Source organism: Cryptosporangium aurantiacum (assembly GCF_900143005.1).
Lineage (GTDB): Bacteria > Actinomycetota > Actinomycetes > Mycobacteriales > Cryptosporangiaceae > Cryptosporangium > Cryptosporangium aurantiacum.
In genome coordinates this window covers 379032-403724 of sequence record NZ_FRCS01000006.1, presented here as the reverse complement: position 1 = coordinate 403724, position 24693 = coordinate 379032, and the positions used below count along the sequence as shown (strand labels likewise).

The 24693-nt window shown below is 70.0% G+C and carries 24 protein-coding genes; 6 read left to right on the top strand and 18 right to left on the bottom strand.

The window, feature by feature from the left end:
* Positions 1-4: 4 nt before the first annotated feature.
* The 10 genes from BUB75_RS22325 to BUB75_RS22280 all read right to left on the bottom strand — a co-directional run bounded on the left by BUB75_RS22325 (position 5) and on the right by BUB75_RS22280 (position 10842).
* Positions 5-868, bottom strand: coding sequence for an NAD-dependent epimerase/dehydratase family protein (locus tag BUB75_RS22325; RefSeq protein ID WP_073259705.1), 864 nt, complete (start codon positions 866-868; stop codon positions 5-7).
* Positions 865-1236 (bottom strand): EthD domain-containing protein, encoded by a 372-nt coding sequence (locus tag BUB75_RS22320; protein ID WP_073259704.1) that lies wholly within the window; start codon positions 1234-1236, stop codon positions 865-867. The genes BUB75_RS22325 and BUB75_RS22320 overlap by 4 nt, the downstream gene beginning before the upstream one ends.
* Positions 1233-2093 carry a thioesterase family protein gene (locus tag BUB75_RS22315; protein WP_073259703.1) on the bottom strand — a complete coding sequence of 287 codons (861 nt, stop codon included), beginning with the start codon at positions 2091-2093 and terminating at the stop codon, positions 1233-1235. The genes BUB75_RS22320 and BUB75_RS22315 overlap by 4 nt, the downstream gene beginning before the upstream one ends.
* Entirely contained in the window at positions 2090-3511 is a 1422-nt protein-coding gene (locus BUB75_RS22310; protein ID WP_073259702.1) for an NAD-dependent succinate-semialdehyde dehydrogenase, read from the bottom strand. Before BUB75_RS22310 ends, BUB75_RS22315 begins: the two co-directional genes overlap by 4 nt.
* Positions 3508-4359 (bottom strand): alpha/beta fold hydrolase, encoded by an 852-nt coding sequence (locus BUB75_RS22305; RefSeq protein WP_073259701.1) that lies wholly within the window; start codon positions 4357-4359, stop codon positions 3508-3510. The genes BUB75_RS22310 and BUB75_RS22305 overlap by 4 nt, the downstream gene beginning before the upstream one ends.
* Complete coding sequence (locus tag BUB75_RS22300) at positions 4356-4715, bottom strand: SCP2 sterol-binding domain-containing protein (protein ID WP_073259700.1); 360 nt, start codon at positions 4713-4715, stop codon at positions 4356-4358. The genes BUB75_RS22305 and BUB75_RS22300 overlap by 4 nt, the downstream gene beginning before the upstream one ends.
* A complete protein-coding gene (locus BUB75_RS22295; RefSeq protein WP_073259699.1) occupies positions 4712-6820 on the bottom strand; it encodes an acetate--CoA ligase family protein in 2109 nt (702 codons plus the stop codon). Before BUB75_RS22295 ends, BUB75_RS22300 begins: the two co-directional genes overlap by 4 nt.
* Complete coding sequence (locus tag BUB75_RS22290) at positions 6817-7968, bottom strand: acyl-CoA dehydrogenase family protein (protein WP_073259813.1); 1152 nt, start codon at positions 7966-7968, stop codon at positions 6817-6819. Before BUB75_RS22290 ends, BUB75_RS22295 begins: the two co-directional genes overlap by 4 nt.
* Before the next feature lie 46 nt (positions 7969-8014).
* The gene (locus BUB75_RS22285; protein ID WP_073259698.1) at positions 8015-9490 is read right to left on the bottom strand and encodes a FadR/GntR family transcriptional regulator; all 1476 of its coding nucleotides are present in this window, start codon (positions 9488-9490) and stop codon (positions 8015-8017) included.
* Between the two features lie 104 nt (positions 9491-9594).
* The gene (locus tag BUB75_RS22280; protein ID WP_073259697.1) at positions 9595-10842 is read right to left on the bottom strand and encodes a cytochrome P450; all 1248 of its coding nucleotides are present in this window, start codon (positions 10840-10842) and stop codon (positions 9595-9597) included.
* Between the two features lie 259 nt (positions 10843-11101).
* Here BUB75_RS22280 and BUB75_RS22275 point away from each other — a divergent pair, with 259 nt between their 5' ends.
* Positions 11102-11350, top strand: coding sequence for a ferredoxin (locus tag BUB75_RS22275; RefSeq protein WP_073259696.1), 249 nt, complete (start codon positions 11102-11104; stop codon positions 11348-11350).
* Between the two features lie 84 nt (positions 11351-11434).
* Positions 11435-11950, top strand: coding sequence for a nuclear transport factor 2 family protein (locus BUB75_RS22270; protein WP_073259695.1), 516 nt, complete (start codon positions 11435-11437; stop codon positions 11948-11950).
* 47 nt (positions 11951-11997) lie between these two features.
* Here BUB75_RS22270 and BUB75_RS22265 read toward each other — a convergent pair whose 3' ends face one another.
* The 6 genes from BUB75_RS22265 to BUB75_RS22240 all read right to left on the bottom strand — a co-directional run bounded on the left by BUB75_RS22265 (position 11998) and on the right by BUB75_RS22240 (position 17858).
* Positions 11998-12897, bottom strand: coding sequence for an NAD-dependent epimerase/dehydratase family protein (locus tag BUB75_RS22265; protein WP_073259694.1), 900 nt, complete (start codon positions 12895-12897; stop codon positions 11998-12000).
* Between the two features lie 75 nt (positions 12898-12972).
* Positions 12973-13818, bottom strand: a complete 846-nt coding sequence (locus BUB75_RS22260) for an SDR family NAD(P)-dependent oxidoreductase (RefSeq protein ID WP_073259693.1) — start codon at positions 13816-13818, stop codon at positions 12973-12975.
* Positions 13819-13897: 79 nt separating this feature from the next.
* Entirely contained in the window at positions 13898-15316 is a 1419-nt protein-coding gene (locus BUB75_RS22255; RefSeq protein WP_073259692.1) for a sensor domain-containing diguanylate cyclase, read from the bottom strand.
* Between the two features lie 99 nt (positions 15317-15415).
* Positions 15416-16090, bottom strand: coding sequence for an NAD-dependent epimerase/dehydratase family protein (locus BUB75_RS22250; protein WP_073259691.1), 675 nt, complete (start codon positions 16088-16090; stop codon positions 15416-15418).
* Positions 16087-16944 (bottom strand): SDR family NAD(P)-dependent oxidoreductase, encoded by an 858-nt coding sequence (locus tag BUB75_RS22245; RefSeq protein ID WP_218617703.1) that lies wholly within the window; start codon positions 16942-16944, stop codon positions 16087-16089. The genes BUB75_RS22250 and BUB75_RS22245 overlap by 4 nt, the downstream gene beginning before the upstream one ends.
* On the bottom strand, positions 16941-17858 hold the full coding sequence (locus tag BUB75_RS22240; protein ID WP_073259690.1) for an SDR family NAD(P)-dependent oxidoreductase: 918 nt from the start codon (positions 17856-17858) through the stop codon (positions 16941-16943). Before BUB75_RS22240 ends, BUB75_RS22245 begins: the two co-directional genes overlap by 4 nt.
* 98 nt (positions 17859-17956) lie before the next feature.
* Between BUB75_RS22240 and BUB75_RS22235 the strand changes: the two genes are divergently transcribed.
* From BUB75_RS22235 to BUB75_RS22220, 4 genes are all read left to right on the top strand, one after another.
* Positions 17957-18556 (top strand): TetR family transcriptional regulator, encoded by a 600-nt coding sequence (locus tag BUB75_RS22235; protein WP_084741580.1) that lies wholly within the window; start codon positions 17957-17959, stop codon positions 18554-18556.
* 123 nt (positions 18557-18679) lie between these two features.
* Complete coding sequence (locus BUB75_RS22230; RefSeq protein WP_073259688.1) at positions 18680-19702, top strand: alpha/beta hydrolase; 1023 nt, start codon at positions 18680-18682, stop codon at positions 19700-19702.
* An 87-nt stretch (positions 19703-19789) separates the two neighbouring features.
* Positions 19790-20818 carry a helix-turn-helix domain-containing protein gene (locus BUB75_RS22225; protein ID WP_073259687.1) on the top strand — a complete coding sequence of 343 codons (1029 nt, stop codon included), beginning with the start codon at positions 19790-19792 and terminating at the stop codon, positions 20816-20818.
* Between the two features lie 132 nt (positions 20819-20950).
* Positions 20951-21649 carry a response regulator transcription factor gene (locus tag BUB75_RS22220; protein ID WP_143175352.1) on the top strand — a complete coding sequence of 233 codons (699 nt, stop codon included), beginning with the start codon at positions 20951-20953 and terminating at the stop codon, positions 21647-21649.
* Here the strand turns inward: BUB75_RS22220 and acs are convergent.
* Together acs and BUB75_RS22210 are read right to left on the bottom strand one after the other, a co-directional pair.
* Positions 21604-23541, bottom strand: coding sequence for an acetate--CoA ligase (gene acs, locus BUB75_RS22215; protein ID WP_073259685.1), 1938 nt, complete (start codon positions 23539-23541; stop codon positions 21604-21606). The two genes, BUB75_RS22220 and acs, sit on opposite strands and share 46 nt — an antisense overlap.
* Before the next feature lie 120 nt (positions 23542-23661).
* Positions 23662-24690 (bottom strand): alpha/beta hydrolase, encoded by a 1029-nt coding sequence (locus BUB75_RS22210; RefSeq protein WP_073259684.1) that lies wholly within the window; start codon positions 24688-24690, stop codon positions 23662-23664.
* Between the last annotated feature and the right edge of the window lie 3 nt (positions 24691-24693).

The window sequence follows — 24693 nt, the reverse complement described above, 5'->3', positions numbered from 1 at the left end:
GTGGTCAGACTGCCTGGTGGTCCCGCCAGCTGTGGCGGGGGGAGTACCCGAGGACCCGTCGGGCTTTGTCGATGGAGAGCAGCGTCTCGGTGCCCTCCAGCGGCCGGCGGATCGGTACGTCCGGGAAGTACTTCGCGGCCAGCTCCGCACTGGGACGGCTCATGACCGTGTCCGCGCTCGCGATGACGAAAACGTCCATGCCGACGCCGTCGTGATCGAGGGCCAGCCGGACAGCCTGCGCGCCGTCGCGCGCGTCGATGTAGGCCCACGCGTTCCAGACACGCTTGGCGGGATCGGTGTCGAAGTCGGGGAACCCCGCGTAGTCTCCCGGAGCCATCACGTGGGAGAAGCGCAGGCCGATGGCCTTGAGGGTGGGATCCCAGCGGCAGAACTGGGCGGCCATGGCCTCCTCGAGGTGCTTGGCCAGCGCGTAAGAGGACTCCGGACGGGCCGGGTACTCCTCGTCGACCGGGAGGTAGGGCGGCGGGTTCAGGTTCAGCGGAATCCCGAGGAGGGTCTCGCTGGACGCCCAGACCACCGTGCGGATCGACGCCGCCCTGGCCGCGGCGAAGACGTGATAGGTGGCGGTCAGGTTGTTGGTGAAGACGGTCGTGTTGGTCGCCAGGCCCGGACCGGGGATCGCGCCCAGGTGGACGACGGCGTCCACGTGCGAATAGCGGGCATCGATCGCGGTGAACGCTTCCAGGACCTGGCCGTAATTCCCCAGATCAAGCGGGATGAACGGGGCCTGCGGCTCGGCCGGCGGAACGAGATCGAGGTTGACGACCCGGTGACCAGCGGCCACCAGCTCCGCCACGACGGCCCGGCCGAGCTTCCCGCTGCCCCCGGTGACGACGACCCGTTTCACGCGGACCCCGCGCTCGCCGAAGCCCGCACCGCGTCCACATCCGAGACGTGTTCGTCCACCACCACGAAACGCATGCTGGCGCGATCCATGAACACCGCCTCGTCCTCGGCGAGGGTGCGGCCCGTCTCGCCGAGGGCATAGGCCGACGTGGCCTTCCACGCCTCCCAGTCCTCGAACCAGAACTCGGTCACGACGTCGAAGCCCGGCTCGGGCAGGCCCTTCACCGGACGGACGAAGTTGCGCGCGTAGCGCCGCAAGTGCTCCAGCTCCGCGATCGCGAGCGGGACGTGGCCGGACTCGTACCGTGCGCGGAACTCCTCGCGGCTGAGGCCGTCCTTCCGCTTCACGAACAGCAGGACCTTGATCATCGTGCGCTCCTCGTCGTCGAGTGGTGCGGCCCCGTCCGGGGCGCGCGCGCCAGCTGGCGTGACTGCAGCACCATCCGCCCGGTGGCGTCGAAGATCTCGGCGTCCTCCTCGATCATCCCGGCGGAGTAGTTGCGGGTGGTCTGGGTGAAGCGCAGCCAGCCCGGTGACGGCACGCCCCGGACGTGTGCGGTGAGCTCCAGCGTCGGTACGTATCCCGGGATTCCGAGGGCCGCCACGGTGTTCGGCATGGCGTCGCAGATCAGCAGCAGGGCGAGCGGATCGGGGTCGCGGCCGTCCGTGAAGCGGGCCCAGCCCTGGTGGTGGGGCCGGTGGCCGGGCTCGCCGCGGACCCAGCCCGCCGTCGCGGGATCGAGCCGGATCTCCACCCGGTCCCACAGCGTCGCGTCCTCGAGAAAGGCCGGGCACGGCAGGCACTGCTCCGGTGGCGGCATCGCGGGGGGCTCCGGTTGCAGCCGGACGTCGGCGTCGAGCCGCTCGAGGTCGGTGACGGTGACCAGCGCTCGCACACGCTCGACGTCGACGCCGTCGACGCGCTGCGCGAGCGACACCGCGGCGGTGGAGAGCGTACGGCCGAGCCGGACGACCTCGGTCCGCAGCTCGGCGGGCCCGGCCACCGCCGCGGACAGGAAATGCGCGCTGATCGACAGCGGATCCCCGGGGCGGCCTTCCGCCCGGATCCGGCGACCGGCCGCTGCGGCTGCGACAGCCAGCAACAGACCGCCGTGCATCGCGGTGCCGAACCGCCAGCCCGCGCCCAACTCGGCGAGCGCGACGTCCGGTGCACTGTCGACCAGAGCGAGCGCGCGGTCGAACTCGGTCACGGTACCCGCCGTCATGATCCGCTCCGGAGACTTACGAACTTCACCCGCTGGAACGCGCGCAGGCCCTCGGTGCCGCCTTCGTAACCCACTCCGCTCTCCCCGACTCCTCCGAAAGGGGTCTCGGCCAGCGAGACCTGCCAACTGTTCACTGCGATGGCGCCGGCCTCCAGGCCGGTCGTCACGTGGTCGATCGCGGTCAGCGCGGAGGACCAGACGTACGCCGCCAGCCCGAGCCCGAGCCGGTTCGCTGAGCGCAGCGCGGCGTCGAGGTCGGTGTAAGCGGTGGTGAGAGCCATCGGCCCGAACGGTTCGACGGTCGCGGCACGGGCGTCGTCACCCAGGTCGGCGAGCAGCGTCGGGCGCCAGAACCACCCGGGCCGATCCTCCTGATAACCGCCGGCGACGACGTGGTCCCGGGCGTCCGCGGTCAGCTCCGCCATGGCGGCGAGCCGGCGCGGGGTGGCGACCGGGCCCATGTCCGTGGCGTCGTCGAACGGGTCCCCGAGCCGCAGCGCGTCCGCCCGCTCAGCGAACCGCGCGACGAACCGATCGTGCAGGTCGGCGTGCACGTAGAACCGCGTGGGGGAGGTGCAGACCTGGCCGGAGTTGCGCATCGCGGCGGTGACCGCGGTGTCCGCCACGGCCTCCGGATCGGCATCCGGGAGCACGAACACCGGTGCGTACCCGCCGAGCTCCATCGTCGTCACGGTCACCGTCGGCGCGGCCTGCGCCAGCAGCTGCTTGCCCACCGCTGTCGAGCCGGTGAACGTGGCGCCCTTCGTCAGCGGGGAACCGATCAGCCGCGCCCCGACGTCGGCGGGCTCGCCGAAGACGACGTTGAGCACCCCGGGCGGGGTACCGGCCTCGTCGAACGCCCGCACCAGCTCGCAGGCGGCGGTCGGGGTCTCCTCGGCGGGCTTGAGCACGACCGTGCACCCCGCAGCCAGTGCCCCCGCGATCTTGCGGGCCGGAGTGATGAGGGGGGCGTTCCAGGGGGCGAACGCGGCGATCGGTCCGAGCGGCTCGATCCGCGTGCTCGCGTGCACGCCGGGCTCGCGGCCAGGGATCACCCGGCCGTAGGCCCGCCTGCCTTCCCCGGCGGCCCACTCGATGTGCTCGCAGGCGGTGCGTACCTCCACGCGTGCCTCGCGCAGCGGCTTGCCCAGCTCGCGGGCGATCGCGGCCGCGATCGACTCGGAGCGTTCCCGGACGAGCCCGGCCGCGGTGCGCAGAATCTCCTCGCGGCGTAGCGCCGAGGTGGCCCGCCAGGAGGGGAACGCCGCATCCGCGGCCGCGAGCGCCTGCTCGAGATCGTCCGCGGCGACCAGTGGGAGCTCAGCGAGCTGTGTGCCGGTGGCCGGGTTCCACACGGGGATGCTGCCGCCGCCACCTCGGCTCCACTTGCCGTCGATGAACGAGCCGAGCTCGCTCACGACGCGGCGATCCGGTCGAGCACCGGACCGAGGTGGGCCATGAAGGCGGCGTGGTTCTCGCTCATCGGGAAGTGTCCCAGTCCTTCCATGATCGTCACCACGGCCCCGGGAACGGCCTTCGCGACGGCCATCGTGTCCTCGGGCAGGCACGAGTAGTCGTATTCGCCGCTGAGCAGGTACAGCGGGCAGCGGCCGGTGTCGATCGTGGCCAGTTGCTCGGGGCTGACCGACTCGTCCTTGTAGAAGTGCAGGTCGCCCTTGAACACGCCGGGCCCACCCTGCGCGTAGTGCCACAGCGTCTCGGCGCGGTCCGCCGCCGGGGCGTCCGGGCCGACCAGACCGGACATCAGCGCCGCACACAGCTCTCCACCGTGGACGTCCGGGCGATGCAGGTACTCCCGGTCGTAGTACGGGGCGACGGCGGCCCCGGCCTGGAGTCCGATGAGCGCCCGGAAGCGATCAGGGTGGTCCACGGCGAGCCGCAGTACCAGTCGTCCGCCGATGGAGCAGCCCATCACCACGGGTCGGTCCAGCCCCAGAGCGTCGACGACGGCGAGCACGATCCCGACGTAGTCGTCCGAGGTCAGCACGTACTCGCGGTCCCGCCAGTCAGCGGGCACCGACGATCGGCCGTGCCAGGGCAGGTCGAAGGTGACGACCCGGAAGCGCTCCAGGAGGCCCTCGTCGTTGAGCAGGTGCCGGTACTGGCGGCCGTCCGAGCCCGCGGTGTGCAGGCACAACAGCGGGATCGCGCCGGTCCCCGCCTCCTCGACGTAGAGCCGCGCGCGGCCGGTCGGCAGGTCGACGTGGAGATAGCGGCCGACGATCGGCTCGACGCGGGCGGTCATGCGGCGCTCCGGGGTTTCTCCAGCAGATCCTTCACGTAGCGCAGATGGGCCATGAACAAGTGCAGGTCGCCCTCCACGGTCAGCACGCGCCGGCGCATCAGAGCCATCACGTCGTGGTGGCCGGGTCTCGGGCGCGGCTCCCAGAACGCTTCCCACTCCGCGCGCGGTGCGGAGAGGCGCAACCGCACCGGCCCGGCGGGTGGCCGCGTCCCAGCCGCCCGTATCGCTCCCCGTTCGACCGTGAGGTACCAGGGCTCCGCACCGACATCCACCTGGATCACCCCGTCCACCAGGGCGCCGCGGCGGGCCAGGGCAGGATCCGCGTCGGACAGTCGCTTCAGTGTCTCGGGGGTCATCGGTCCTCCTGCCGGTCGTTGCTGCTGTCGTCGACGCAGTGGACGACAGCGTCCACCGCGGTGACGCCCGTGGCCCCGACGAGGACCGGATTCAGCTCAGCGGTGACCACGCCGGCGTCCTCGGCCAGCCGGGACAACGCGACGACGACGTCGGCGAGCGCCCCGAGGTCCCCACGCGGCGCACCACGGAACCCCCGCAGCACACCCAGGGACACCACCTCGTCCAGCATTTCCAGGGCGGTCTCCCGGTCCACCGGGGCCATCCGGACGGCGCGGTCGCGCAGGAGTTCGGCCAGCACTCCGCCGGCGGCGACGAGCACCATCGGGCCCGCCTCCGGATCGACCCGGTAGCCGACGAGTACCTCACCCAGCGCCGGGCGCATCTCCTGCACCAGCACCTCGTGGATCTGGACGCCGGCGCCGGCGGCGACGTCCGCCGCGACTCGCCGCGACGCCGTCCTCACGTCGGCGGGCGAACCGACTCCCAGCACGACTCCGCCGACGTCCGACTTGTGCGGTAGCGCCGCGGACAGCGCCTTGACCGCGACGGGGAAGGCCAGATCCTCCGGTGCGACAGCACCGACCGGCACCACGCGGAACGGCGCCACCGGGACGCCCAGCGCGGCGATCCGGGCATACGATGCGGCTTCGTCCAGCAGCCTCGCCGGACCGGGGACCGCCGCGGTCGGCACTGTGCGGGGCGTCGGCGCCGTGCGCCCCAGCGCGGCCGCGACCACGTCCGCGCACGACTCCGGTGTGCGGGACACCGGCAGGCCCGTCGCCGCGAGCATCGCCGAGGCGTCCGGTGCCTCGGGGACGACGAACACGGCGAGCGGGCAGCCCGGCCGGCCCGCGCGATCCACCAGCGGGGTGGTGGCGAGCTCCGGCTGAGAACGCGCCGAACTGCCGATCACCGCGACGAGCAGGTCGATCTCGGGGGCGGTGCGCAGCACGTCCAGCGCTGCCCCCATGATTTCGGGCCGGGTTCCGGCCAGCGTGAGATCCACGATCGGGCCGGGCTCGGCGGCCACCCCGGCGGCGGTGAGCCGGGCGTGGGTCGCGGCGCTCACGGTGGCCAGGGGCACGCCGCGGACGCCGATCTGGTCGACGACCATGGCCGCGCCGCCGCCGGTCGTCGTGACCACTCCGACCCGCCGGGGCCGTTCACCGGCCCGGCGGGCCGGCACGGCGTCGAGCAGCGGCAGTGCCTCCAACAGTCCGTCGAGAGTGCTGATCCGGGCGATGCCGCAGTCGGCGAGGAACGCCGTAGCCACGTCGTCCTCCCCGGCGAGAGCGCCGGTGTGGGACAGCGCGAGCTCGGCACCCACCCGCGACCGGCCCAGCTTGTACGCCACCACGGGTTTGCCCTCGGCGGCTGCGGCGATCGCGAACGCGCGCAACCGATCGGCATGCCGCAACGATTCGAGGAACAGCAGGTAACCCGTGACGTCGTCGTCGGCAACAGTCGCGGCGCAGATCTCGCCGAGCGACAGGTCGGCTTCGGCGCCGACGGACACCATCCGGGAGAAACCGGTGCCCCGTCCACGACTCCGGGACATCAGCGCACCCAGCAGGCTCCCCGACTGGGACGCCACCATGGTCCCGCCCACCGGCAGGTCCGGCTCGCTGAACGCGGCGTTCGCGGTGAGAGCCAGCCTGCGGCGGGGGTTGACCACGCCCAGGCTGTTCGGGCCGAGCAGCCGTACCCCGTATGCCGCCGCGGTCTCGCGCAAGGCGCGCTCGCGTTCCCGACCGGTAGGGCCGTTCTCCCCGAAGCCACCACTGAGCACGGTGGCGAGCCGGACCCCGGCCTCGCCGCACTCGCGGACGGCTGCCACGGTCGCCGCGGTGGGGGTCATGAGGAATGCGTGCTCGGGGACCTCCGGTAATTCGGCCAGCGTGCGGTGGACGGGCTCGCCGCCGATCACCCCACCCCGCCGATTCACCGGGTACACCGCGCCGGCGAACCCGTCCCGCCGCAGGTAGCGGAGCGGCCGGGAGGATGCCTTCACCGGATCCGAACTCGCGCCGATCAGAGCGACGCTGCGCGGTGCGAACAACGCACGGGCGAGTTCTGCGCCGGAGAGGGGAGGCGCGACCGTCATCGTGACGCCCGCTGGTTGAACCGCCGTCCGAGAACCTCCTCGGCGATGCGGTTCTTGAGGATCTCCAGCGACCCGCCCGCGATCATCCAGCCACGGGTGCGGCGCAAGCAGTACTCGACCAGGCTCTCCTGGCTGTACCCCATCGCGCCCATCATCTGCATCGCCTCGTTCGCGGCCCGGAAGCCCGCCTCGTTCGCCGCGAGCTTCGCGACCGACGTGGCGTAGGCGTCCGGCAGCGTCCCGGGAGCGGGCTGCGCGGCACGGAACAGCAGTAGCTGGGCTGACTCGAGGGCCACGGCGACTTCGGCGACCTTCCACTGCAGGCCCTGGAATTCCGCCAGTGGCCTGCCGAACTGCTCACGCTCGAGGATGTGCGCCTTCGCGGTCTCGAACGCCAGCCGGCCGACGGCGAGCGAGCGGGCAGCGTTGCCGAGCCGTTCGACGTTGAACCCGCTGATCTGCCTTTTGAACCCACCGGCCCCGAGCAGCACGTTCTCCTTCGGGATCCAACAGTCGTCGAAGTGCAGGGGAGCCCAGCGTTCGCCGCTCATGTAGTCCGACGGCCGGCCCTGGGTGAAGCCGGGCGTGCCGCGTTCCACCAGCACCGATCCGATGCCACCGACGCCCGGCCCGAAGCGGACGTAAACGAGGAAGAGGTTCGCGTCGACGCTGTGCGTACCCCAGATCTTGGTTCCGTTGATCCGGAAGCCGTCGCCGTCCTCGGTCGCCGACGTGGCGAGGTCGGTGACCGCGGAGCCAGCCTCCGGCTCGCTCATGCCGAGCGAGATCAGCGCGCGCCCGGCGAGCACGTCGGGCAGCCAACGCTGCTTCTGCTCCGGGGTCGCGTACTCGGCGACGGTCCGGAGCGGACCGAAGTTGCCTGCCTGGACGAGGTCGGCGCTCTTGGGGCAGACGGCGCCGACCTCCTGGATCGCGATGACGGCGTCGAGCAAGCTCGCGCCTTGCCCGCCGTCGGCCTCCGGAACGGTCAGGCCGAGCAGGCCCTGTCCCGCCAGCAGTTCCGCGACGTCCCAGGGGACCTCCGGATCGTGTGCCCGGGCGTGCGCTCCCTCGGCCAGGTGTTTGTGGGCGAAGCCGCGTACCGCCTCCGCGAACTCCCGCTGGGGCTCATCGAGCTCGGCAAGCACCGGCACCTCCTGATGGTTGATCGAATCGGGAACGGCGGCGTCGGTGTCAGTGCCACCATTCGGTGAGTACGGCGAGGTGGCGGCGCATTCGGTGGCGGGCGAGCGCCTCGTCCCCGGCAAGAACCGCCTCGGCGATCCTCCGGTGCACGTGTTCGACCCCGGCGCGTGTGGCCGGGCCGGTGTCGGCCCGTTCGGTACCGGAGTGCCGACGCCAGAGCTGGGTGAGGACACGCAGGAACAGGAGGAGGACCGGATTCCCGGCGACCTCGGCCAGCACGGTGTGGAAGTGGTCGGCGTTGTCCTGGTCGTCGTCCGGGCCTTCGCTGATCCACCGCACCGCCCGTTCGAGTCGCTCGGTGATCCCGGATTGGTCGTGCCGTTCGACCACTCGCGTGACGATGCCCAGCTCGATCGCGTCGCGGACGGCGACCAGATCGGCACCGGAGACCCTCTTGAACTCCAGGTAGAGCGCTATCGAGTCGATGCTGGCCTGCGGGTCGGGGACCCCGACGACAAGGCCTCCGCCCGGCCCGCGCCGCATCCGCGCTACCGAATGGCACTCCAGCAGCCGCACGGCCTCGCGCAGGACCGCGCGGCTGATCCGGTAGCGGGACAGCAGGTCGGTCTCCGAGCCGAGGACGGATCCGACCGGCCAGCCGCTCGCCGCGATCTCCTCACGCAGCTGTTCGGCCACCACCTCGGCGAGCTTCGCTTTCGGCTCGCCCGTCCGCACGCGGCCGACCACGGGTACGGTGCGTCCGTGCGCCGCGCCGAGGCTGTTGGTGCGCATCCAGGACGAGACGCCGTCGAGGTAAGCGGCCAGCCTGGCCTCCGCCTTTCCGCCGTTGCCTGCGATCACAGCGTCGGCGATGTCGGCGTGGCGGCGGATTGCCTCCGCGCGCGCCTGGCGAAGCTCTCGGGGGGAGGCCTTGACGGGCACCGCGAAGCGGGTGGTGAGTCGGATCAGCACGTCGATGAACAGCTGGAGTGCCGGATTGGCCGACAGCCGGCCGAGCACGACGTGGAGCGTCTCGGCGCTGCCGGGCTCCGGTGGGTCGATGATCGACCCGGCGTCGACGGCGCCGCGGACCAGGGTGATGCCGTCCTCGGTGAGGTTTTGGGCCGCCAGGACGGCAGCCACCGGCTCGAGCAATCGGCGCGCTTCCATCAGATCGGCGACGGTGGTTCCGACGTACTCCAGGTAGATGACGATCGCCCGGGCCGCGGGGCCGGCGTCGGGGGCCTTCACGAAGAGCCCGCCGTTGGGCCCCCGACGCATCCGCGCCACCTGGTGGTGTTCGACGAGCCGGACGGCCTCGCGGAGCACCGACCGACTCACCTCGTGACGTTGCCGTAGCTCAGGCTCGGAACCCAGCGACTCGCCCACCGGCCAGCCACGCCGGACGACATCCGCCTCGATGCGCCGCGCCACCTGGACGGCCAGCCTTCCGATGCCGGGCTCTCCGGCCCGACCTGGGTCGGGGTCCTCGGCTGTCGAGTCGGCGTCGGCGGCAACGGTCATGGGCGGCCTCCTCGTCGGCGGATGGACGGGCACATGCTGGGCTGGGAGCGCGGCATGTGCCCTCGGCGCCCCGGGTGCGGATCAATCCGGATCGATCCGGCCTATTACCCCCAGACCAACGGCAGGCTGGGGAATCCCGTACCCGCGTAGATCTGCTCGGTGAGCTCGACGCCGTCCTTGATCCGGTAGCTCGGGATCCGCCGGTGCCACTCCTCGATCGCGATGTTCCGGCTGATGCGTGCCCAGTGGATCCCGATGCACCGCCGCGGGCCGAAGTTGAACGCCAGGTGCGGATTCGGCTTGCGTTCGACGTCGACGCTGCCGAAGCCGGGGCAGCGAGGGTCCCGGTTGGCCATCGTGTACATCATGAACACCTGATCGCCGCGGTGCAGCTGGAGCCCGTGCAGCTCGACGTCCCGGGTCACGGTGCGGCTGTGGCCGAACGGCGAGTACAGGCGGAGCATCTCTTCGGCCAGCTGATCGATGGAGTCCGGGTGGGCGGCGATCATCTGCTGCAGGGGCGGGTGGGTGGCCAAATGCCGGAACGTCTCGCCGAGGTGGGACGTCACCGTGTGGCCGCTGCCCAGCACGGTGATCGTGAGAACGCCCCGCGCCTCTTCCTCGGTGAGCTGCCGCCCGTCGATCGACGCTTGCAACACGTAGCTCGTGAAGCTCTCGTCCGGCTTGGCGCGCTTGTCGTCCATGAGCTTGTTGATGTAGCCGAGCACACCGTTCATGGCCTCGCCCGACATGTGCAGCATGCGGTCGTCACCCGAGGACTGCTTCAGCTGGAAGATCTCGTGCTGCCAGTGGACCAGCGTGTCCCAGTCCTCCTGCGGTGCTCCCAGCCAGCGGGCCGACACGTAGGGGAAGTAGAACTTCGAGAACTCGTTGACGAAGTCGCACTCTCCCCGGTCGCTGAACCGTGCCAGCAGGTCGGTGGCGATCTCGTGCATCGTGGACTGCCAGGCCTGGATGTACTTCGGCGAGAAGTGCTCCATGACGGCCTGGCGCAGGCGGAGCTGTCGCTTCAAGCCGGCAGCGGGATCGAATCCGTCGCGGAACTGGAACCCGGAGCCGTCGAGCAAGGCGTCGTGGCTGCCGAACGCCTCGACCCAGTTCGGTTCGTAGTACGTCTCCTGGTCGGCGAACACGTCACGCGCGGCTTCCCAGCGCGTCACCCAGATCGTCTTGTCGGTGCCCACCCGGAAGTAGGGGAACGCCTCGCGCAGCGCGTCCATCTGCGCGCGCCAGTCGACGCCGCGGACCACCCGCGGCATCAGCTCCGGGTCGATGCTGGGGATGCCGCGTTCGTCCACGTCGATGGCGGTCACAGTCGGTGTCGCGGTCATGGCGCCCTCCGCACGTCTAACATCGTTGTCTAGACCCCAATTCCGTATACGAATTGCAGTGGCCGAGGTCACCGTATAGCGTCCTGGACGGCTGGTCCAGCGCCAATCCGGCTACGCTTTACCGGCGATGGGCCTTCTGTCTCGAAGTGCCCCGCGGCCGGAACCTCGGCGCGGGCGAGGGATTCGTTCAACGGGGTGTCATCGCCTGACTCCGTGGGGCGCCCCATCCTCTGATCGCTCCCGCTCACCAGGAGGACTTATGACCGACACGGGCACCCGGACGGCGTCTGGAGCCGGCGTCACGATCACGATCGATCACGAACTGTGCTATGGGACCGGCGCCTGCGCGCGGCGGGCGAGCGACGTGTTCGTCATCCTCGGCGACGTGCAGGCGGAGACGGGCAAGTCCTATGTGCGCGCCGACGTGGCATGGGACCAGGTCGACGGCGCCACGGTGAAGAGCGCCGCGGATGCCTGCCCGTGGGCGGCGATCGAGGTCAGCGGCTGAGCGCGGCCGCATCGATTCCTGATACTCATTACTGTTCAGCCCGAGACGAGGCAGCGGTGCCTCGATCGACAGTGGAGGCAGACCATGGTGGATCCCTACACGCAGAACCTTCTCGACGAGTTCGCGTGTCGCCGGCTGATCGAGAAGTACTGGTGGACCGAGAGTCGGCGTGACGCGGCAGGGCTCACTGCCCTCTTCACCGAGGACGGTCGGTGGGGTGCGGCGGTCGGCCGGGACGCGATCACCGCCCAGGCCGACGGGTTCTTCGCGATGATGAGGCCGATCGCCGAGAACCCGACGAGCTTCGGCGGAGTCAACATCGAGGTCGACGGCGATGAGGCGGCCGGCTTCGTCCATGGCATCGCCCATCTGGTTCTCCCGCAGAGTGACGGCGCCACGAAGGTCGTCGTGGTCGACGCGACCTACGACGTCCGGTTCCGCCGTGAGCAGGGCGAGTGGCGGATCTCGAGCCTGGTCGGCCCGGGCGATCCCAACATCCCTCACGGAGCGAGTTTCCAGTTCGAGGCGCGGGGCACCGCGATTGACTTCGGCATGCCGGCCGAGTCCGAGCACAACGCAGGAGATGTCGTCGCGGGATGACTGACAGGTGGGGAGCGTGGCCCGACGGGCACGCTCCCCACCTGCTGTCAGGACCGCCGCTTGCCGTTCAGTTCGCCGTCCAGGATCGCCTGCGCGACGTCCGTACGCTGCGGTGACCAGCCGAGTTCGCGACGCGAACGCGGGCTTCGGGACCTGCTGGACACTCCAAGGGTCACCAGCGGCGTGAACTTGCCCCAGATCTCGAATGCCTCCTCGATGGAGACGCTGCGTGTCTGCACGCCGTGGACGCGGGCGACGCACTCGGCCAGGGTGCGGTTGTTCAGCTCGCCCCCGGCCGCGTGGTAGAGGGCGCCGGCCACGCCGCGGTCGAGCACGAGCCGGTAGAGCTCGGCGAGGTCGTCGAGCGAGACGTGCGTGTACAGGTTCAGCCCGCGGCCGATGTAACAGGCCGATCCGGTCTTGTCCACCGACGTCAGGATGTCCCCCACGAAGGGGTGGAATCCGTCACCCCAGATGGCCGGCGGCCGGACCACGACGGCTCGTACGCCGTTCTGAGACGCGGCTCGAGTGACCAGCTCCGTGTGCCGCCGCTGGACGAGGTACTTCGACGTCACGAACTCGTCATCCTCGGCGAAGGTGTCCTCGCTCCACTCCCCGAACGTGCGCTGTCCGAGGACGCCGGTTCCGGACGTGAACACGAAGGTCTTGCCGGTGCCCGCGTAGCTGCGCAGCAGCGCGGACACCGTGGTGTGCTCCAGGTCCTGGAGCAGTTGCGGGACGAAGACGGTCGCGTCGGCGGCGGCGGCGTGCCCGAGGAGCCCGTCCAGGTCGTCGACGCTGCCCCGAACCGGCTCGGCGCCGAGGGACGCGATCCGGTCGGCCGACTCCTCGCTGCGGGCCAGGCCGAGCACCTCGTGCGTGTCGGCGAGGTGTCGTGTCACCCCCGAGCCGACGAACCCGGACGCTCCGACGATCAGCACCTTCATCTCACTCGACCCCTGGTCTGCTCCGGCTGCGGCTACAGGGGAAAGTTATCAGGTTTCCGTAATTAAGGATCCTGTTTAGGCGGCGCTGATGCCCAGCAGGGCTTCGCTGCGCTCCCACAGCTGCCGGCCCAGGGTCTTGTCGTCGATCTGCGGATTGCGCTTCTTGGCCGGGGCGATCTTGTTGTCCTCGTAGTACTCGCCGGACTGCCAGGTGACGCCCGGGGTGCCGTCGATGAAACGCGTCAGTGCCGCGCCACCCTTGTCAGCGCTGATCAGGAGAAGGCGCTGGACGATAGGGCTGCGGTAGAAGAGCCGGAAAAGCAGGGCCGTGTCGGTGCCGAAGCTGGTCGAGACGTTCCCGGGGTGGAAGGCGACGGTGTTGATGCCGCGGGCGTGATACCGGCGGTGCAGCTCCATGCTGAAGAGAATCAGGGCCACTTTGCTGTCCCCGTATGCCTTCGTGGCGCTCCACTTCTTCTCGTTGTTCAGGTCGTCGAGGTCGAGGTTCCCGTACATCCGGTGGCCGATGCTCGCGGTCTGGATCAGCGAGGCCTCGGACTCGATGAGCCGGTCCACCAGCCGGGTGGTCAGCAGGAACGGGGCCAGGTAGTTGACCTGGACGGTCTTTTCGAAGCCGTCCTTGGTGGTGTCGTGCTTGAAGAGGCCTCCGGCGTTGTTGGCCAGCACGTCGATCCGGGGGTAGGCGGCGAGCAGCTCGTCAGCGAGCCGGTTGACCTGGCTGAGATCAGTGAAGTCGGCGGCGTGGTATGGCGCGTCGATCTCGTTCGCCACCGCGGCGGTCTCCTCCGACTCGCGGCCCACGAGCACGACGCGTGCCCCGGTGGCCGCCAGTTGCCGGGCGGAGGCGGCGCCGATGCCATGACTGGCGCCTGTGATGACTATCGTTCGCTGCTCGGTCATGAAAAGCCTTTCCGGTCACTCATTCGATGAATCTAAACATAGACCCGTCCAGATTCTGCGAGGAGGCGACCCGCTGACATCAGGCAGCGACCTGTGTCGGCGAGGCCACCTGGAACCGGTGAGTACCGCTGCGTTTGGCGTCGTACATCGCGAGGTCGGCGGCGCGGAGCAGTCCACTCGCGCCGGCCGACCGGCAGTCGGGGAGCATCGCGACGCCGATGCTGGCGCGCAGGAGCAGGGGACCGGCGCTGGTGCGCACCGGCGTGTTCATGCGGTCGAGGATCCGCTCGGCGAGGGCGATCGCGCCGTCGGCCGTGTCGCCCGGGAGAACAAGGCCGAATTCGTCGCCGCCGAACCGGCCCACTACGCTGCCCGCGGGCGCGGCGGTACGCATCAGCTCGGCAGCCCCGAGAAGCAGGGCATCGCCGACGTCGTGGCCGTATCGATCGTTGACCTGCTTGAATCCGTCGAGGTCGACGAAGAGCACGGCCGCGCGGCCGGTCTCGCAGGCCACGTCCAGCCCGCGGCCGAACTCGGCGCGGTTGACCAGCCCGGTGAGCGAATCATGACTGGCCGCGTAGGCCAGTTGCTGCTCGTGGGCCTTCCGAACGGTGATGTCGCGGACCGTGGCGATGTAGCCGCGGACGTCGGGATCTGCCGTCAGGTCACGCATACAGGCTTCGACCCAGACGTGCGTACCGTCCACGTGGCGTGCACGGATCTCGGCGCGGCTGATGTGGCCGGGCCTGCTCGCGGCCGCCGCGAACAGGTCACGCACGGCGGGCAGATCGTCCACGTGGATCAACGGGACGATCGACGAACCGATCAGCGTGTCCGGTTCGATCCCGATCACCCTGCGCACCGCCGGGCTGACGTACGTGATCACCCCATCGGCGTCGCTGACGGCGAGGGCGTCGCCCGAGTCCTGGACGAGCGCGCGGAACCGGCGCTCGCTCGCCAGCGTGGCTTCGTTGGCTTCGTCACGCTCCGCGGCGGCCAGACCGATCGTGCGGATGATCAGTGTGGAGATGACCATCGCCGCGAGGGCGACGGCGTGCGCTTGCGCGACCGGGAGGTAGCTGGGCGCGGCGCCGAGCGCGATCGCCACCTGGCCCGCGCCCGCGCCCGCCACCGCGAGAGCGAGCCCGGGCCGCCACATACGGGATCCGGAGAGGCGCATGTGCAGGGCGACGACGAGGGCGAGCCCGGAGAGAAGAACTGGCCCCCACCCCGTGGCGTAGACGAACGCCGCTCCGGTGGCCATCAGCAGTGCCATCCGCAGGATCGGTCGCCGCCGCAGATCGCCCCCGGCCAGGAAACGCTGGAGGCCGGGATGCTGTTGAGCGCACCCGAGCGCGCCCAGGGTCAGGCACACCCAGGGTGCGTCGCCACCGTAACCGAGCGTCAGTAGCCCGAGGTAGGCCGCGATGACGCAGAGCGCATCGAGGAAGGTGCGCAGCGTGCCGCGCACAGCGCGCAGCGAGGCTGACGTCAGCACAGCACGGGCCCCCTGTCTCGGCCGCCGGGTGCTGCCGTCCTCGTGCAGCATCGGCGCCGAAGCCGGGGGCTTGAGACCCGTTCGGTCAGTGTTCGGGTGCTACCGAGCGGCTACCTCGTTGATGTCGCCGGTGGCCAGGACGCGGTTGGTCCGGCCAGTGCGGGTGACCGCGATCATGGCCTGTCCCAGCAGCAGGCTCGTGGTGACGATCCGCGGCGCGAGGCGTCGCAGGGCGGGGTAGAGCGGTGTTACGACGCGGTAGAGGAGAACGTACGACTTGGTTTTCGCCTTGCCCCCCGGCAGCGGAAGGATGAACGCGGGGCGGAACATGTAGGCCCGGGGTGTCATCGCCAGCAGCGTGTTCTCCAGCTCGCCCTTGACTCGCGCCCACATCATCCGGGTCTTGCCGGTGCCGTCGGTGCCCGCGCCGGAGACGTAACAGAAGGCCAGGTCGGGGTTGACCGCCAGCAGGGTCTTCGCGGCCGCCAGCGTGAAGTCGACGGTGATCGCGCGGTACGCGGCTTCGGTCATTCCCAGGGCCGAGACGCCCAGGCAGAAGAAGCAGGCGTCATAACCGGAGAGCTGATCCTGGATGGGCGTGAAGTCAGTGAAATCTTCGTGGTGGAGCTCGCGGAGCTTCGGGTGGGTGCGCCCGGTGGAGGAGCGGCCGATGACGAGGACTTCGGTGATCGTGTCGTCGCGCAGGCAGGCTTCCAGTACTCCCTGGCCCACCATGCCGGTGGCGCCGAAGACGATGACGCGTCGGGTGCTCATGCGCCGGCCTTCTGCAACAGCGCCTCGCTACGCTCCCACAGCCCACGGGCGACGGACGCGTCGCGGGCCTGCGCGTGCAGCTTCTTCTCCGGGACGGGCTTGTTCTTCTCGTAGTAGGCGCCGGACTGCCAGGTCACGCCCGGTGTCCCTGCGGCCAGCCAGGTGAGCGCCGCTCCACCTTTGCCGGCGTCGACGAGGATCAGCCGAGAGAGGGGCGTGCGGTACAGCCAGCGGATGGGGCTGGACGTGTCGCTCGCGAAGTTCGTGGCCACGTTTCCGGGGTGGAAGGCGACGGCGCTGAGACCGCGGTCGTGGTAGCGGCGGTGCAGCTCCTGCGTGAACAGGATGTTGGCCAGCTTGCCGTCGCCGTAGGCCTTGTTGGCGCCCCATTTCTTGGTGTTGTTCAGGTCGTCGAGATCCAGGTTGCCGAACGCCTTGGCGCCGACGCTGGAGGTCTGGATCAGCGCGGCCCTGGACGTGAGGAGCCGATCCATCAGGAGGTTGGTGAGCAGGAACGGTGCCAGGTGATTGACCTGGAAGGTCTTGTCGAACCCGTCGGTGGTGGTCTCGTGACCGAAGAGGCCGCCGGCGTTGTTCGCCAGGACGTCGATCTGGGGGTGGGCGGCCAGCAGCTCGTCGGCGAGTCGGCGCACCTGGGCCAGATCGGTGAAGTCGGCCACGTGGTAGGGCGCGTTGATCTGCTTCGCTACCGCGGCCGTCTTCTGCGGCGAGCGGCCCACGAGGACGACGTCGTGACCCGCGGTCGCCAGCTGGCGGGCGGACGCCGCGCCGATGCCGTCGCTGGCACCAGTGATGATGATCGTCTTCATGATGTCCTTCTCGGTGTCGCTCATACGGGGAACTTGACGTTGGTGAGTTGTTCCGACACCGCCCACAGACGTTGCTGGACGGCCACGTCGTAGGACTTGTCGCTGGAGGTCACGACGTGGGGGTGCCCGCGAACCTCGCCCACTCCGTCGGGCCCGTAGTACTGGCCGCCGAGCACGGCGGGGTCGGTGGCGGCGCGCAGGGTGGGTAGCGCGCCCATCGACGCCTTCTGGGCGATGAGGGGCATGGCAACTGTCATCGCCGCGCGCACCGGGGCCGGGGTGTTACGACCGAGCTCGGTCTGGGCGTTGCCGGGGTGCGCCGCGAGGGCGATGGTGGTACTGCCGTGCTGGGTCAGACGGCGCTGCAACTCGTAGGTGAACATCAGGTTCGCGAGCTTGGCCTGGCCGTAGGCGGCGACCCGGTTGTAGGAGCGGTCGAACTGCAGGTCGTCGAAGTGGATGTCGGCCTGGATCTTGTGTCCGACGCTGCTGACGGTCACCACCCGGGAGCCCGGCACGGGCAGCAGCCGGTCGAGCAGCAGCCCGGTGAGCGCGAAGTGCCCGAGGTGGTTGACGCCGAACTGCAGGTCGAAGCCGTCGCTGGTCTTCTGCCGAGGCGTGTACATCAGTCCGGCGTTGTTGATCAGCAGATCGATCGTCGGATGCGCCGCGCGGAGTTCGGCGGCGGCCTCGCGGACGGACTCCAGAGAGGCCAGGTCCAGCCGCTGGACGGTCAGCCGGGCACCAGGGACGCGCGCCGTGATGCGGTCGGCGGCCTGCCGGCCCTTGTCGGTATCGCGGACCGCGAGGATCACGGTCGCGCCCCGGTCGGCGAGCACACGTGCCGTTTCGAAGCCCAGACCGCTGTTGGCGCCGGTGACGACGGCGACTCGGTCGTCTAGGCGTGGGACTGCGCGCTCGTTCCATTTGGTGCCCATGGTGCCTCCGGCTCGAGTGATCGCTGGGCTACGAGAGCCACTGTACGTCAAACATGCCACCGAGTGCCAAGTGCGCCTCCGGGTTGTAAACTGGTTGCATGCCGCAGCACCGCCCCCTCCCCGTCCGTGAACGCGCCCGTCGCGCAGTGCGCGCCGAACTGGTGACGCTCGCGCAGGATCTGTTCGCCGCCCAGGGCTACGAACGGACCACGATCGAGGACCTGGTCGCGGCGGCGGGCATGTCGAAACGGACATTCTTCCGCTATTTCACCTCAAAAGAAGAGCTGGTCCTTGGCAAGCACGACGTCTGGGCCGAGAGGCTCCTCGAGGCGTTCGCTGCCCGTCCGGCCGACGAGCCGCTGTGGGACTCGCTCCGACGGACCTTCGACGTCGTCGTCGATTACTTCGACGATGAGGCGGAGCTTTCGCGCACCCTCGCGATGGAGAAGGTCATCCACAGCAATCCCGCGCTCGTCGCGGGGGAGTTGGAACGCATCTCGCGGGTCCAGAATCAGCTCGCGGAGCAGATCGGTGCGCGCCTCGACCAGCGATCAGCCGACGATCCCCGTCCGGCGGCCATCGCCGGTGCCGCGCTGTCCTGCCTGATCGCGGCCAAGAACGCATGGACCGGTGGCGGTCACACCCAGCCGTTCGGCGAACTCCTCGACCAGGCGATGGCCGCGCTTCGTCCCACCTGACGGGCCGGCCGAGTCCCTGCGTCGCAGGCCGCCAGTTGGCGGTCAGATTCCGCCGCGCGGCGGTCGATCGTGGTGAACGCCACGACCGATGATGTGACCCTCATCCCCAGCCTGGGAGCAGGTATGACGACGACGTCTGCTGAAGAATCCTCCGCCGTACCGGTCGGGCCGCCGCCACCGTTCGACCCGGAACTCGCGGCGGCCCTGCGTGTGATCAACGAGTCGCTACCACCGGACGGATTCGCCAACCCGGCGATCTTCGCGGCCCTGCGTCAGGGCGGTCCGGGCGCCGAGCCCGCCTCGGACGAGGAACTCACCCGGGGAGGCGCTTTCACGCTAGAAGAGCGTACGGTGCCGGGACCGGAGGGTGCCCCGGACATCACTCTGCTGATTCTCAGCCCGACCGGAACGACCGCGCCTGTCCCGGTGATCTATCACATGCACGGCGGCGGCATGGTGCTCGGCGACAAGCGAAGCCAGGTGCCCGAGCTCCTGGACACTATCCAGGACCTGGGTACCGCCATGGCTGTCGTGTCGGTGGAGTACCGGCTCGCGCCGGAGACGCCGCATCCCGGCCCGGTCGCCGACTGTTATGCCGGTTTGCTATGGACCGCCGCACACGCCGAAGAGCTGGGCTACGACGCGGAGCGGATTCTCGTCGCCGGCTCCAGCGCGGGAGGGGGCCTGGCAGCGGCCCTGGCGCTCATGGCTCGTGATCGCGGCGGACCTTCCTTGTTCGCTCAGCTGTTGATGTGCCCGATGCTCGACGATCACAACGACACGCCCTCGGCCCGCCAGATGACCGGCTTGGGTGTGTGGGACCGGGTGTCCAACGAGTTCGGCTGGACTTCGCTGCTGGGCGAGGCTCGGGGGACCGCCGACGTGTCGCCGTATGCCGCTCCGGCACGGGCCACTGATCTGTCCGGGCTCCCGCCTGCGTTCATCGACGTCGGAACCAACGAGACGTTCCGGGACGAGGCCGTGGCGTACGCGAGCCGTATCTGGCAAGCCGGGGGAAGCGCCGAACTGCACGTCTGGCCCGGTGCGTTCCACGGGTTCGATCTGATGGTGCGGCCGGCGGTGATCTCGCAGGATGCCCGCGCCGCCCGCGTGCTGTGGCTGCGCAGGGTTCTTTCAGTCGCCTAAATTGGGTCAAGGCTTGTGAAGCGTCGATGGCGCCGGGCCGGGTCCGGAACTCCGGCCCGGCCCGGCGACCCGTCAGGGGGTTGAGCGGTGCGTGAGTTGACCGTCCGGCTCGACGCCCTGGACCCGGAGGCCGGAGCGGCCCTGCGCGTCGTCACCTACTTCGACGATCTCCTCGCCCACGGGGCGGGAATCCAGTCCATCGTCAGGGGAGCGGCCATGCTGACCGCAGGCCCTGTCGCTCTGGTCGACCACGTCCGCCAGGTACACATCAGGGTCGACGCGGACGGACGGACCGGCAGGCCTGCCGAAAGCCCCGATCCGCGCTGGCCGCACATCTCGGTGGGTTCCGGAGACGCCGTTCTGTGGCTGGAGCGCTCGGGCTCCCCGCGCCCCATCGATGCGATCGTCTTGGAGCGCGCGGCCGCAGTGGCCGCCACGGTCCTGGACCGGACCCGGGGCAGCGGCCGTCGTCGTCCGCACGATCCGGCCTCGATCGAGGTTCTCCTCGACGCCGAGGCCGCACCTGACACCCGGGCCATGGCAGCACAACGGCTGGGCATGGCAGCTTGGAAACGGGCCAGGGCGGCTGCCTTCGCCGACGGTGGGGCACGGATCTACGGGGAGTCCGAGGACGTACCCTCCGAGCGCGAGAGCTCGCCGCCCAGCACCGTCCGTGCGGGCATCGGCCCGCTGGTCGCCGTTGACGACCTGCCTGCCTCCTGGGCACAGGCGCGGCTCGCGCTGCGCCTCACCGCCGCCGGCACTCCCGCCGATCCTGGTCCCAGGATCGTCCACGCCGAAGAGGCGGGCGGCCTCCTTGTGCTGGCGCGAACGGTCGGACCAGGTACCCCGGAGATCGAGGACGTCGCCGCGCTCGAACGAGCCGCGCGGACAGCCCCGTGGATCCTCGCGACGCTGGAAGCGGTCAGCGCGAGTTCCAGCCTGCGAGGCGCTGCGACCCGGTTGCGCCTGCACCACTCGACGCTCCAGAAACGCATCACCCACGCCGAGCGTCTCCTCGGCTGGTCGCTCACCGACGCGCACGGTGGCCTCCGACTGCAGCTGGCGCTCGTGCTGCGGCGCCTCCACCGCATCCCGCTCGATCCCTGTCCCTGACCGGAGGTCACTGTGCCCGACACGCACGCGAGGCCCGCGGACAGCGCCCTACTCACCCGTGCCGCGCACAAGCTGTCCTGTCGTCCGGACGTAGCACTGGTATTCGGCGGGATCGGCAACGGGGAGGTTCCGGTGACGGTGTGCGTGGGCGCGCGCACCTCCGCACTCACCTCGATGGTGATCCGGCCGACACGAGGGTTGGGCGGGCAGGCACTTCTCCGCAAGCAGATGCTGGCGGTTCCGCACTACGACCAGGCGCCAGGGATCACGCATGACTATGACGGTCCCGTCCTCGGGGAGGGCGTCGTCGGCCTGGCCGTCGTACCGCTGATGAGCGGTCCCGGTGTGCGGGGCCTCCTCTACGCCGCGACCCGCGAACGCGCGGCCCTCACGCTCGCGATGATGTCCTCGCTCGCCGCCGAGGCACATGCGGTGTCCGTCGAGATGTCGGTGCGCGACGAGGTCGAACGACGACTGCGATCTGCCGAACCGGTGCTCACGTCGGCTGCTGAGCGGCTTCGGTCCATCGCGCGGACTACCCGGGATCCGGTGACCCGGACAGCACTATTGGACCTGCTCTCCGGGTCCGACCCGAGGCCGCCCGGCCTCGACGCGCTGACGCCTCGCCAGCGCGACGTCCTCGAACTGGCTGAGCTCGGCCTGCGTAACGCGGAGATCGGCGCGCGACTCGGCCTGAGCGAGCAGACCGTGAAGACCTATATGCGTGCGCTGATGGCGCGACTGGGCGCCCGCTCACGCCAAGAGGCGGTCTACCGGTACCGGTCTCAGTCGTCCTCCGGCCGGGCGGCGGCCATGCCGGAACGGATCTGATCCATCACGCCTGCGTCGGCCAGCGTCGTGGCGTCGCCGACCTCGCGGTTCTCCGCGACGTCACGGAGGAGCCGCCGCATGATCTTGCCCGAACGGGTCTTGGGTAGCTCGGGCACGAGGAGGATGTGCCGCGGCTTGGCGATCGGCCCGATCTCGACGGCGACGTGCCGGCGCAACTCCTCGGCGAGATCAGGCTCGTCCCTACCGGCCGCCTCGCGGAGGATGACATAGGCGACGACCGCTTGGCCGGTGGTGTCGTCGGCGGCTCCGACAACCGCCGCTTCAGCCACCCGCGGATGCGACACGAGGGCGGATTCGATCTCCACGGTCGAGAGGCGGTGCCCGGAGACATTCATGACGTCGTCCACCCGGCCGAGGAGCCAGATGTCGCCGTCGAGGTCGCGGCGGGCGCCGTCGCCGGCGAAGTAGTAGCCGGGCCACCGGGACCAGTAGGTCTCCCGGAACCGGTCGGGGTCACCCCAGATCGTGCGGACCATCGCCGGCCACGGTTCAGTCAGAACCAGGTAGCCGCTCTCGCCGGGCAGTACGGGGTTGCCGTCGTCGTCGACGACGTCAGCGCTGATGCCGGGGATCGGGCCCATGGCGGCCCCGGGCTTGGCCGCAGTGACGCCCGGCAGTGGGCTGAGCATGTGGGCGCCGGTCTCGGTCTGCCACCAGGTGTCGACGATCGGGGTGCGGTCGCCGCCGATGTTCCGGCGGTACCAGCGGTAGGCCTCGGGGTTGATCGACTCGCCGACCGTGCCGAGGATCCGCAGGCTGGACAGGTCGTAGCGGGCCGGGAGGTCGTCACCCCACTTCATGCACGTCCGGATCGCCGTGGGCGCGGTGTAGAACAGCGTGACGCGGTGACGCTCGATGATTTCCCACCACCGGCCGCGGTGCGGAGTGTCCGGGGTGCCTTCGTAGATCACCTGGGTGGCGCCGACCGCGAGCGGTCCGTACACCAGGTAGGAGTGCCCGGTGATCCAGCCGACGTCGGCGGTGCACCAATACACGTCGTCGGGCTGGTGGTCGAACACGCCCCAGAAGGTGTACGCGGCCTGGGTGAGGTAGCCGCCGGAGGTGTGCAGGATGCCCTTGGGCTTGCCGGTCGTACCCGAGGTGTACATGACGAACAGCGGCTGTTCGCTGTCGAACGACTGCGGTGTGTGCTTCGCCGAGGCCCCGGCCAGAGCGTCGTGCCACCACTCGTCCCGATCCTCGACCCAGCCGATGTCCTGGCCGGTACGCCGGACGACGAGCACCGTCGTGACGTCCGGGCACTTTTCCAGCGCGGCGTCCACCGCGGGTTTGAGCGCCGACGGGGCACCACGCCGGAACCCGCCGTCGGCGGTGATGACGGTCCTGGCCCTGAAGTCGAGGATGCGGCTGCTGAGCGCGTCGGCGCTGAAACCGCCGAACACGACGGTGTGCGGCGCGCCGATGCGGGCACACGCCAGCATCGCGACCACGGCTTCGGGAATCATCGGCAGGTAGATCGCGACCGGGTCACCGGCCCGGACGCCGCGGCGTTCGAGGGCGTCGGCCGCGCGGCTGACCTGCTCCTGGAGATCGCGGTAGGTGATCGCCTGCTCGTCGCCGGGTTCGCCCACGAACCGTAACGCGACCCGGTCGCCGTGGCCGTTCTCGACGTGACGGTCGACGCAGTTGTAGGCGACGTTGAGCCGTCCGTCGACGAACCACCGCGCGAACGGAGCGTCGCTCCAGTCCAGCACCTGCCGGAACGGCGCGTCCCAGTGCAGACGGTCGGCCTGCCTGGCCCAGAACGCCAGCCGGTCGTCGGCGGCCTCGTCGAAGGCGGCGGCGGTCAGGTTCGCGGTGCTGCGCAGCGTGTCCGGCGGGAGGAAACGCTCGGTCGAGGCTGTGTCCAACGGAGTACTCCAACGTAATCCGGCAACGAGAGACAGCAGCCTAAGAGCGATTCCGATCCGCGAATAGCCGCGAAAGTGGATAGTCGTCGTACGCTCGGCGAGCGACGGACCGGCTGCCGGCTAGCGGTGGTTCAGGCTCCGGTCGAAGAACTGGATCAGGGAGTTCCAGCTCGGCTGCACCGGTCGAGGGCGCGTCTGCCGGCAGTCGTCCGTCCGCTGTATCCGGGCGCCGGTCCGGACCGCCGGATCGGTGAGGAACTCGTTCCACTGGCCGTGCTCGCCCCGGGGTAGTAGCACGAGCGCCGCGTCGGCGCAGGCGCGCGCTGCGGCCCGGTAGAGCAGCAGGCTCTGCTGCCACGGCACGTAGAGATCCTGCTGCCCGTGGACGAGGAGCATCGGCGGGTCGTTTCGGCTGACGTACGTCGAGGGGTCGGCGCGGGTGACGGCCTGCGGGCAGGCCTCGATGGCGCAGCCGAGGAGCCGTGATTCGGGTGATCGGGGATCGGCGTGGCAGGCGGTCAGGTCGAAGTCTTCGTTGAACGGAACGCAGTCCTGCGGCATGAACGGGTCCATCTGCAGGAAATCCGTCGGCGGATAGAACGGTGCCGCCGCCTGCACCCGGCTGGACGGGCCCCGCACGCCGACGTTCCCCTCTAGCCGTGGCACGTCGCCGGTCACGGCAGCCATGGCGGCGGTCCACCCGCCGGAGGACTCACCGATGATCCCGAACCGGTGCGGATCGAGGTGGTAGCGAGCGGCGTTGGCGCGGAGGAACCGGATCGCTGCCTTGATGTCGTACAGCTGGCCGGGGAACTGCGCGAAGCCGCTCGATCGGATCGACACACCGGCGACCGCGTAGCCGCGCGGAACGAAGTGAGAGGCCACGACGTCCGCGCTCTCGCGACCGTTCTCGGCCATCCACCCCGAGCCGTGCACCCAGATGATCAGCGGAGTCGGCTGCCGGGAGTGCGTCGGAAGGTACAAGTCGAGGAAATGGCCCTGACTCGTCGCCGGTTGCGGGGCCGCGTAGGCGATGCCGGTGAGAACCCGTATCGCCGACGCGGACGCCGGGACCGGGAGAGCTGCCGCGCCGAGAAGGATCAGCGCCACGGCGAGCGTGCCTAACCAGCGGTGATTCGTCGCTCTCATCGG

What these genes read in the sequence shown, in the direction of transcription:
- BUB75_RS22260 (WP_073259693.1), bottom strand. Translation starts at nt 13,818, where the DNA reads ATGACCGAGCAGCGAACGATAGTCATCACAGGCGCCAGTCATGGCATC.
- BUB75_RS22245 (WP_218617703.1), bottom strand. Translation starts at nt 16,944, where the DNA reads ATGAGCGACACCGAGAAGGACATCATGAAGACGATCATCATCACTGGT.
- BUB75_RS22235 (WP_084741580.1), top strand. Translation starts at nt 17,957, where the DNA reads ATGCCGCAGCACCGCCCCCTCCCCGTCCGTGAACGCGCCCGTCGCGCA.
- BUB75_RS22275 (WP_073259696.1), top strand. Translation starts at nt 11,102, where the DNA reads ATGACCGACACGGGCACCCGGACGGCGTCTGGAGCCGGCGTCACGATC.
- BUB75_RS22295 (WP_073259699.1), bottom strand. Translation starts at nt 6,820, where the DNA reads ATGACGGTCGCGCCTCCCCTCTCCGGCGCAGAACTCGCCCGTGCGTTG.
- BUB75_RS22210 (WP_073259684.1), bottom strand. Translation starts at nt 24,690, where the DNA reads ATGAGAGCGACGAATCACCGCTGGTTAGGCACGCTCGCCGTGGCGCTG.
- BUB75_RS22270 (WP_073259695.1), top strand. Translation starts at nt 11,435, where the DNA reads ATGGTGGATCCCTACACGCAGAACCTTCTCGACGAGTTCGCGTGTCGC.
- BUB75_RS22285 (WP_073259698.1), bottom strand. Translation starts at nt 9,490, where the DNA reads ATGACCGTTGCCGCCGACGCCGACTCGACAGCCGAGGACCCCGACCCA.
- BUB75_RS22230 (WP_073259688.1), top strand. Translation starts at nt 18,680, where the DNA reads ATGACGACGACGTCTGCTGAAGAATCCTCCGCCGTACCGGTCGGGCCG.
- BUB75_RS22280 (WP_073259697.1), bottom strand. Translation starts at nt 10,842, where the DNA reads ATGACCGCGACACCGACTGTGACCGCCATCGACGTGGACGAACGCGGC.
- BUB75_RS22305 (WP_073259701.1), bottom strand. Translation starts at nt 4,359, where the DNA reads ATGACCGCCCGCGTCGAGCCGATCGTCGGCCGCTATCTCCACGTCGAC.
- BUB75_RS22265 (WP_073259694.1), bottom strand. Translation starts at nt 12,897, where the DNA reads ATGAAGGTGCTGATCGTCGGAGCGTCCGGGTTCGTCGGCTCGGGGGTG.
- BUB75_RS22320 (WP_073259704.1), bottom strand. Translation starts at nt 1,236, where the DNA reads ATGATCAAGGTCCTGCTGTTCGTGAAGCGGAAGGACGGCCTCAGCCGC.
- BUB75_RS22240 (WP_073259690.1), bottom strand. Translation starts at nt 17,858, where the DNA reads ATGGGCACCAAATGGAACGAGCGCGCAGTCCCACGCCTAGACGACCGA.
- BUB75_RS22250 (WP_073259691.1), bottom strand. Translation starts at nt 16,090, where the DNA reads ATGAGCACCCGACGCGTCATCGTCTTCGGCGCCACCGGCATGGTGGGC.
- BUB75_RS22300 (WP_073259700.1), bottom strand. Translation starts at nt 4,715, where the DNA reads ATGACCCCCGAGACACTGAAGCGACTGTCCGACGCGGATCCTGCCCTG.
- BUB75_RS22315 (WP_073259703.1), bottom strand. Translation starts at nt 2,093, where the DNA reads ATGACGGCGGGTACCGTGACCGAGTTCGACCGCGCGCTCGCTCTGGTC.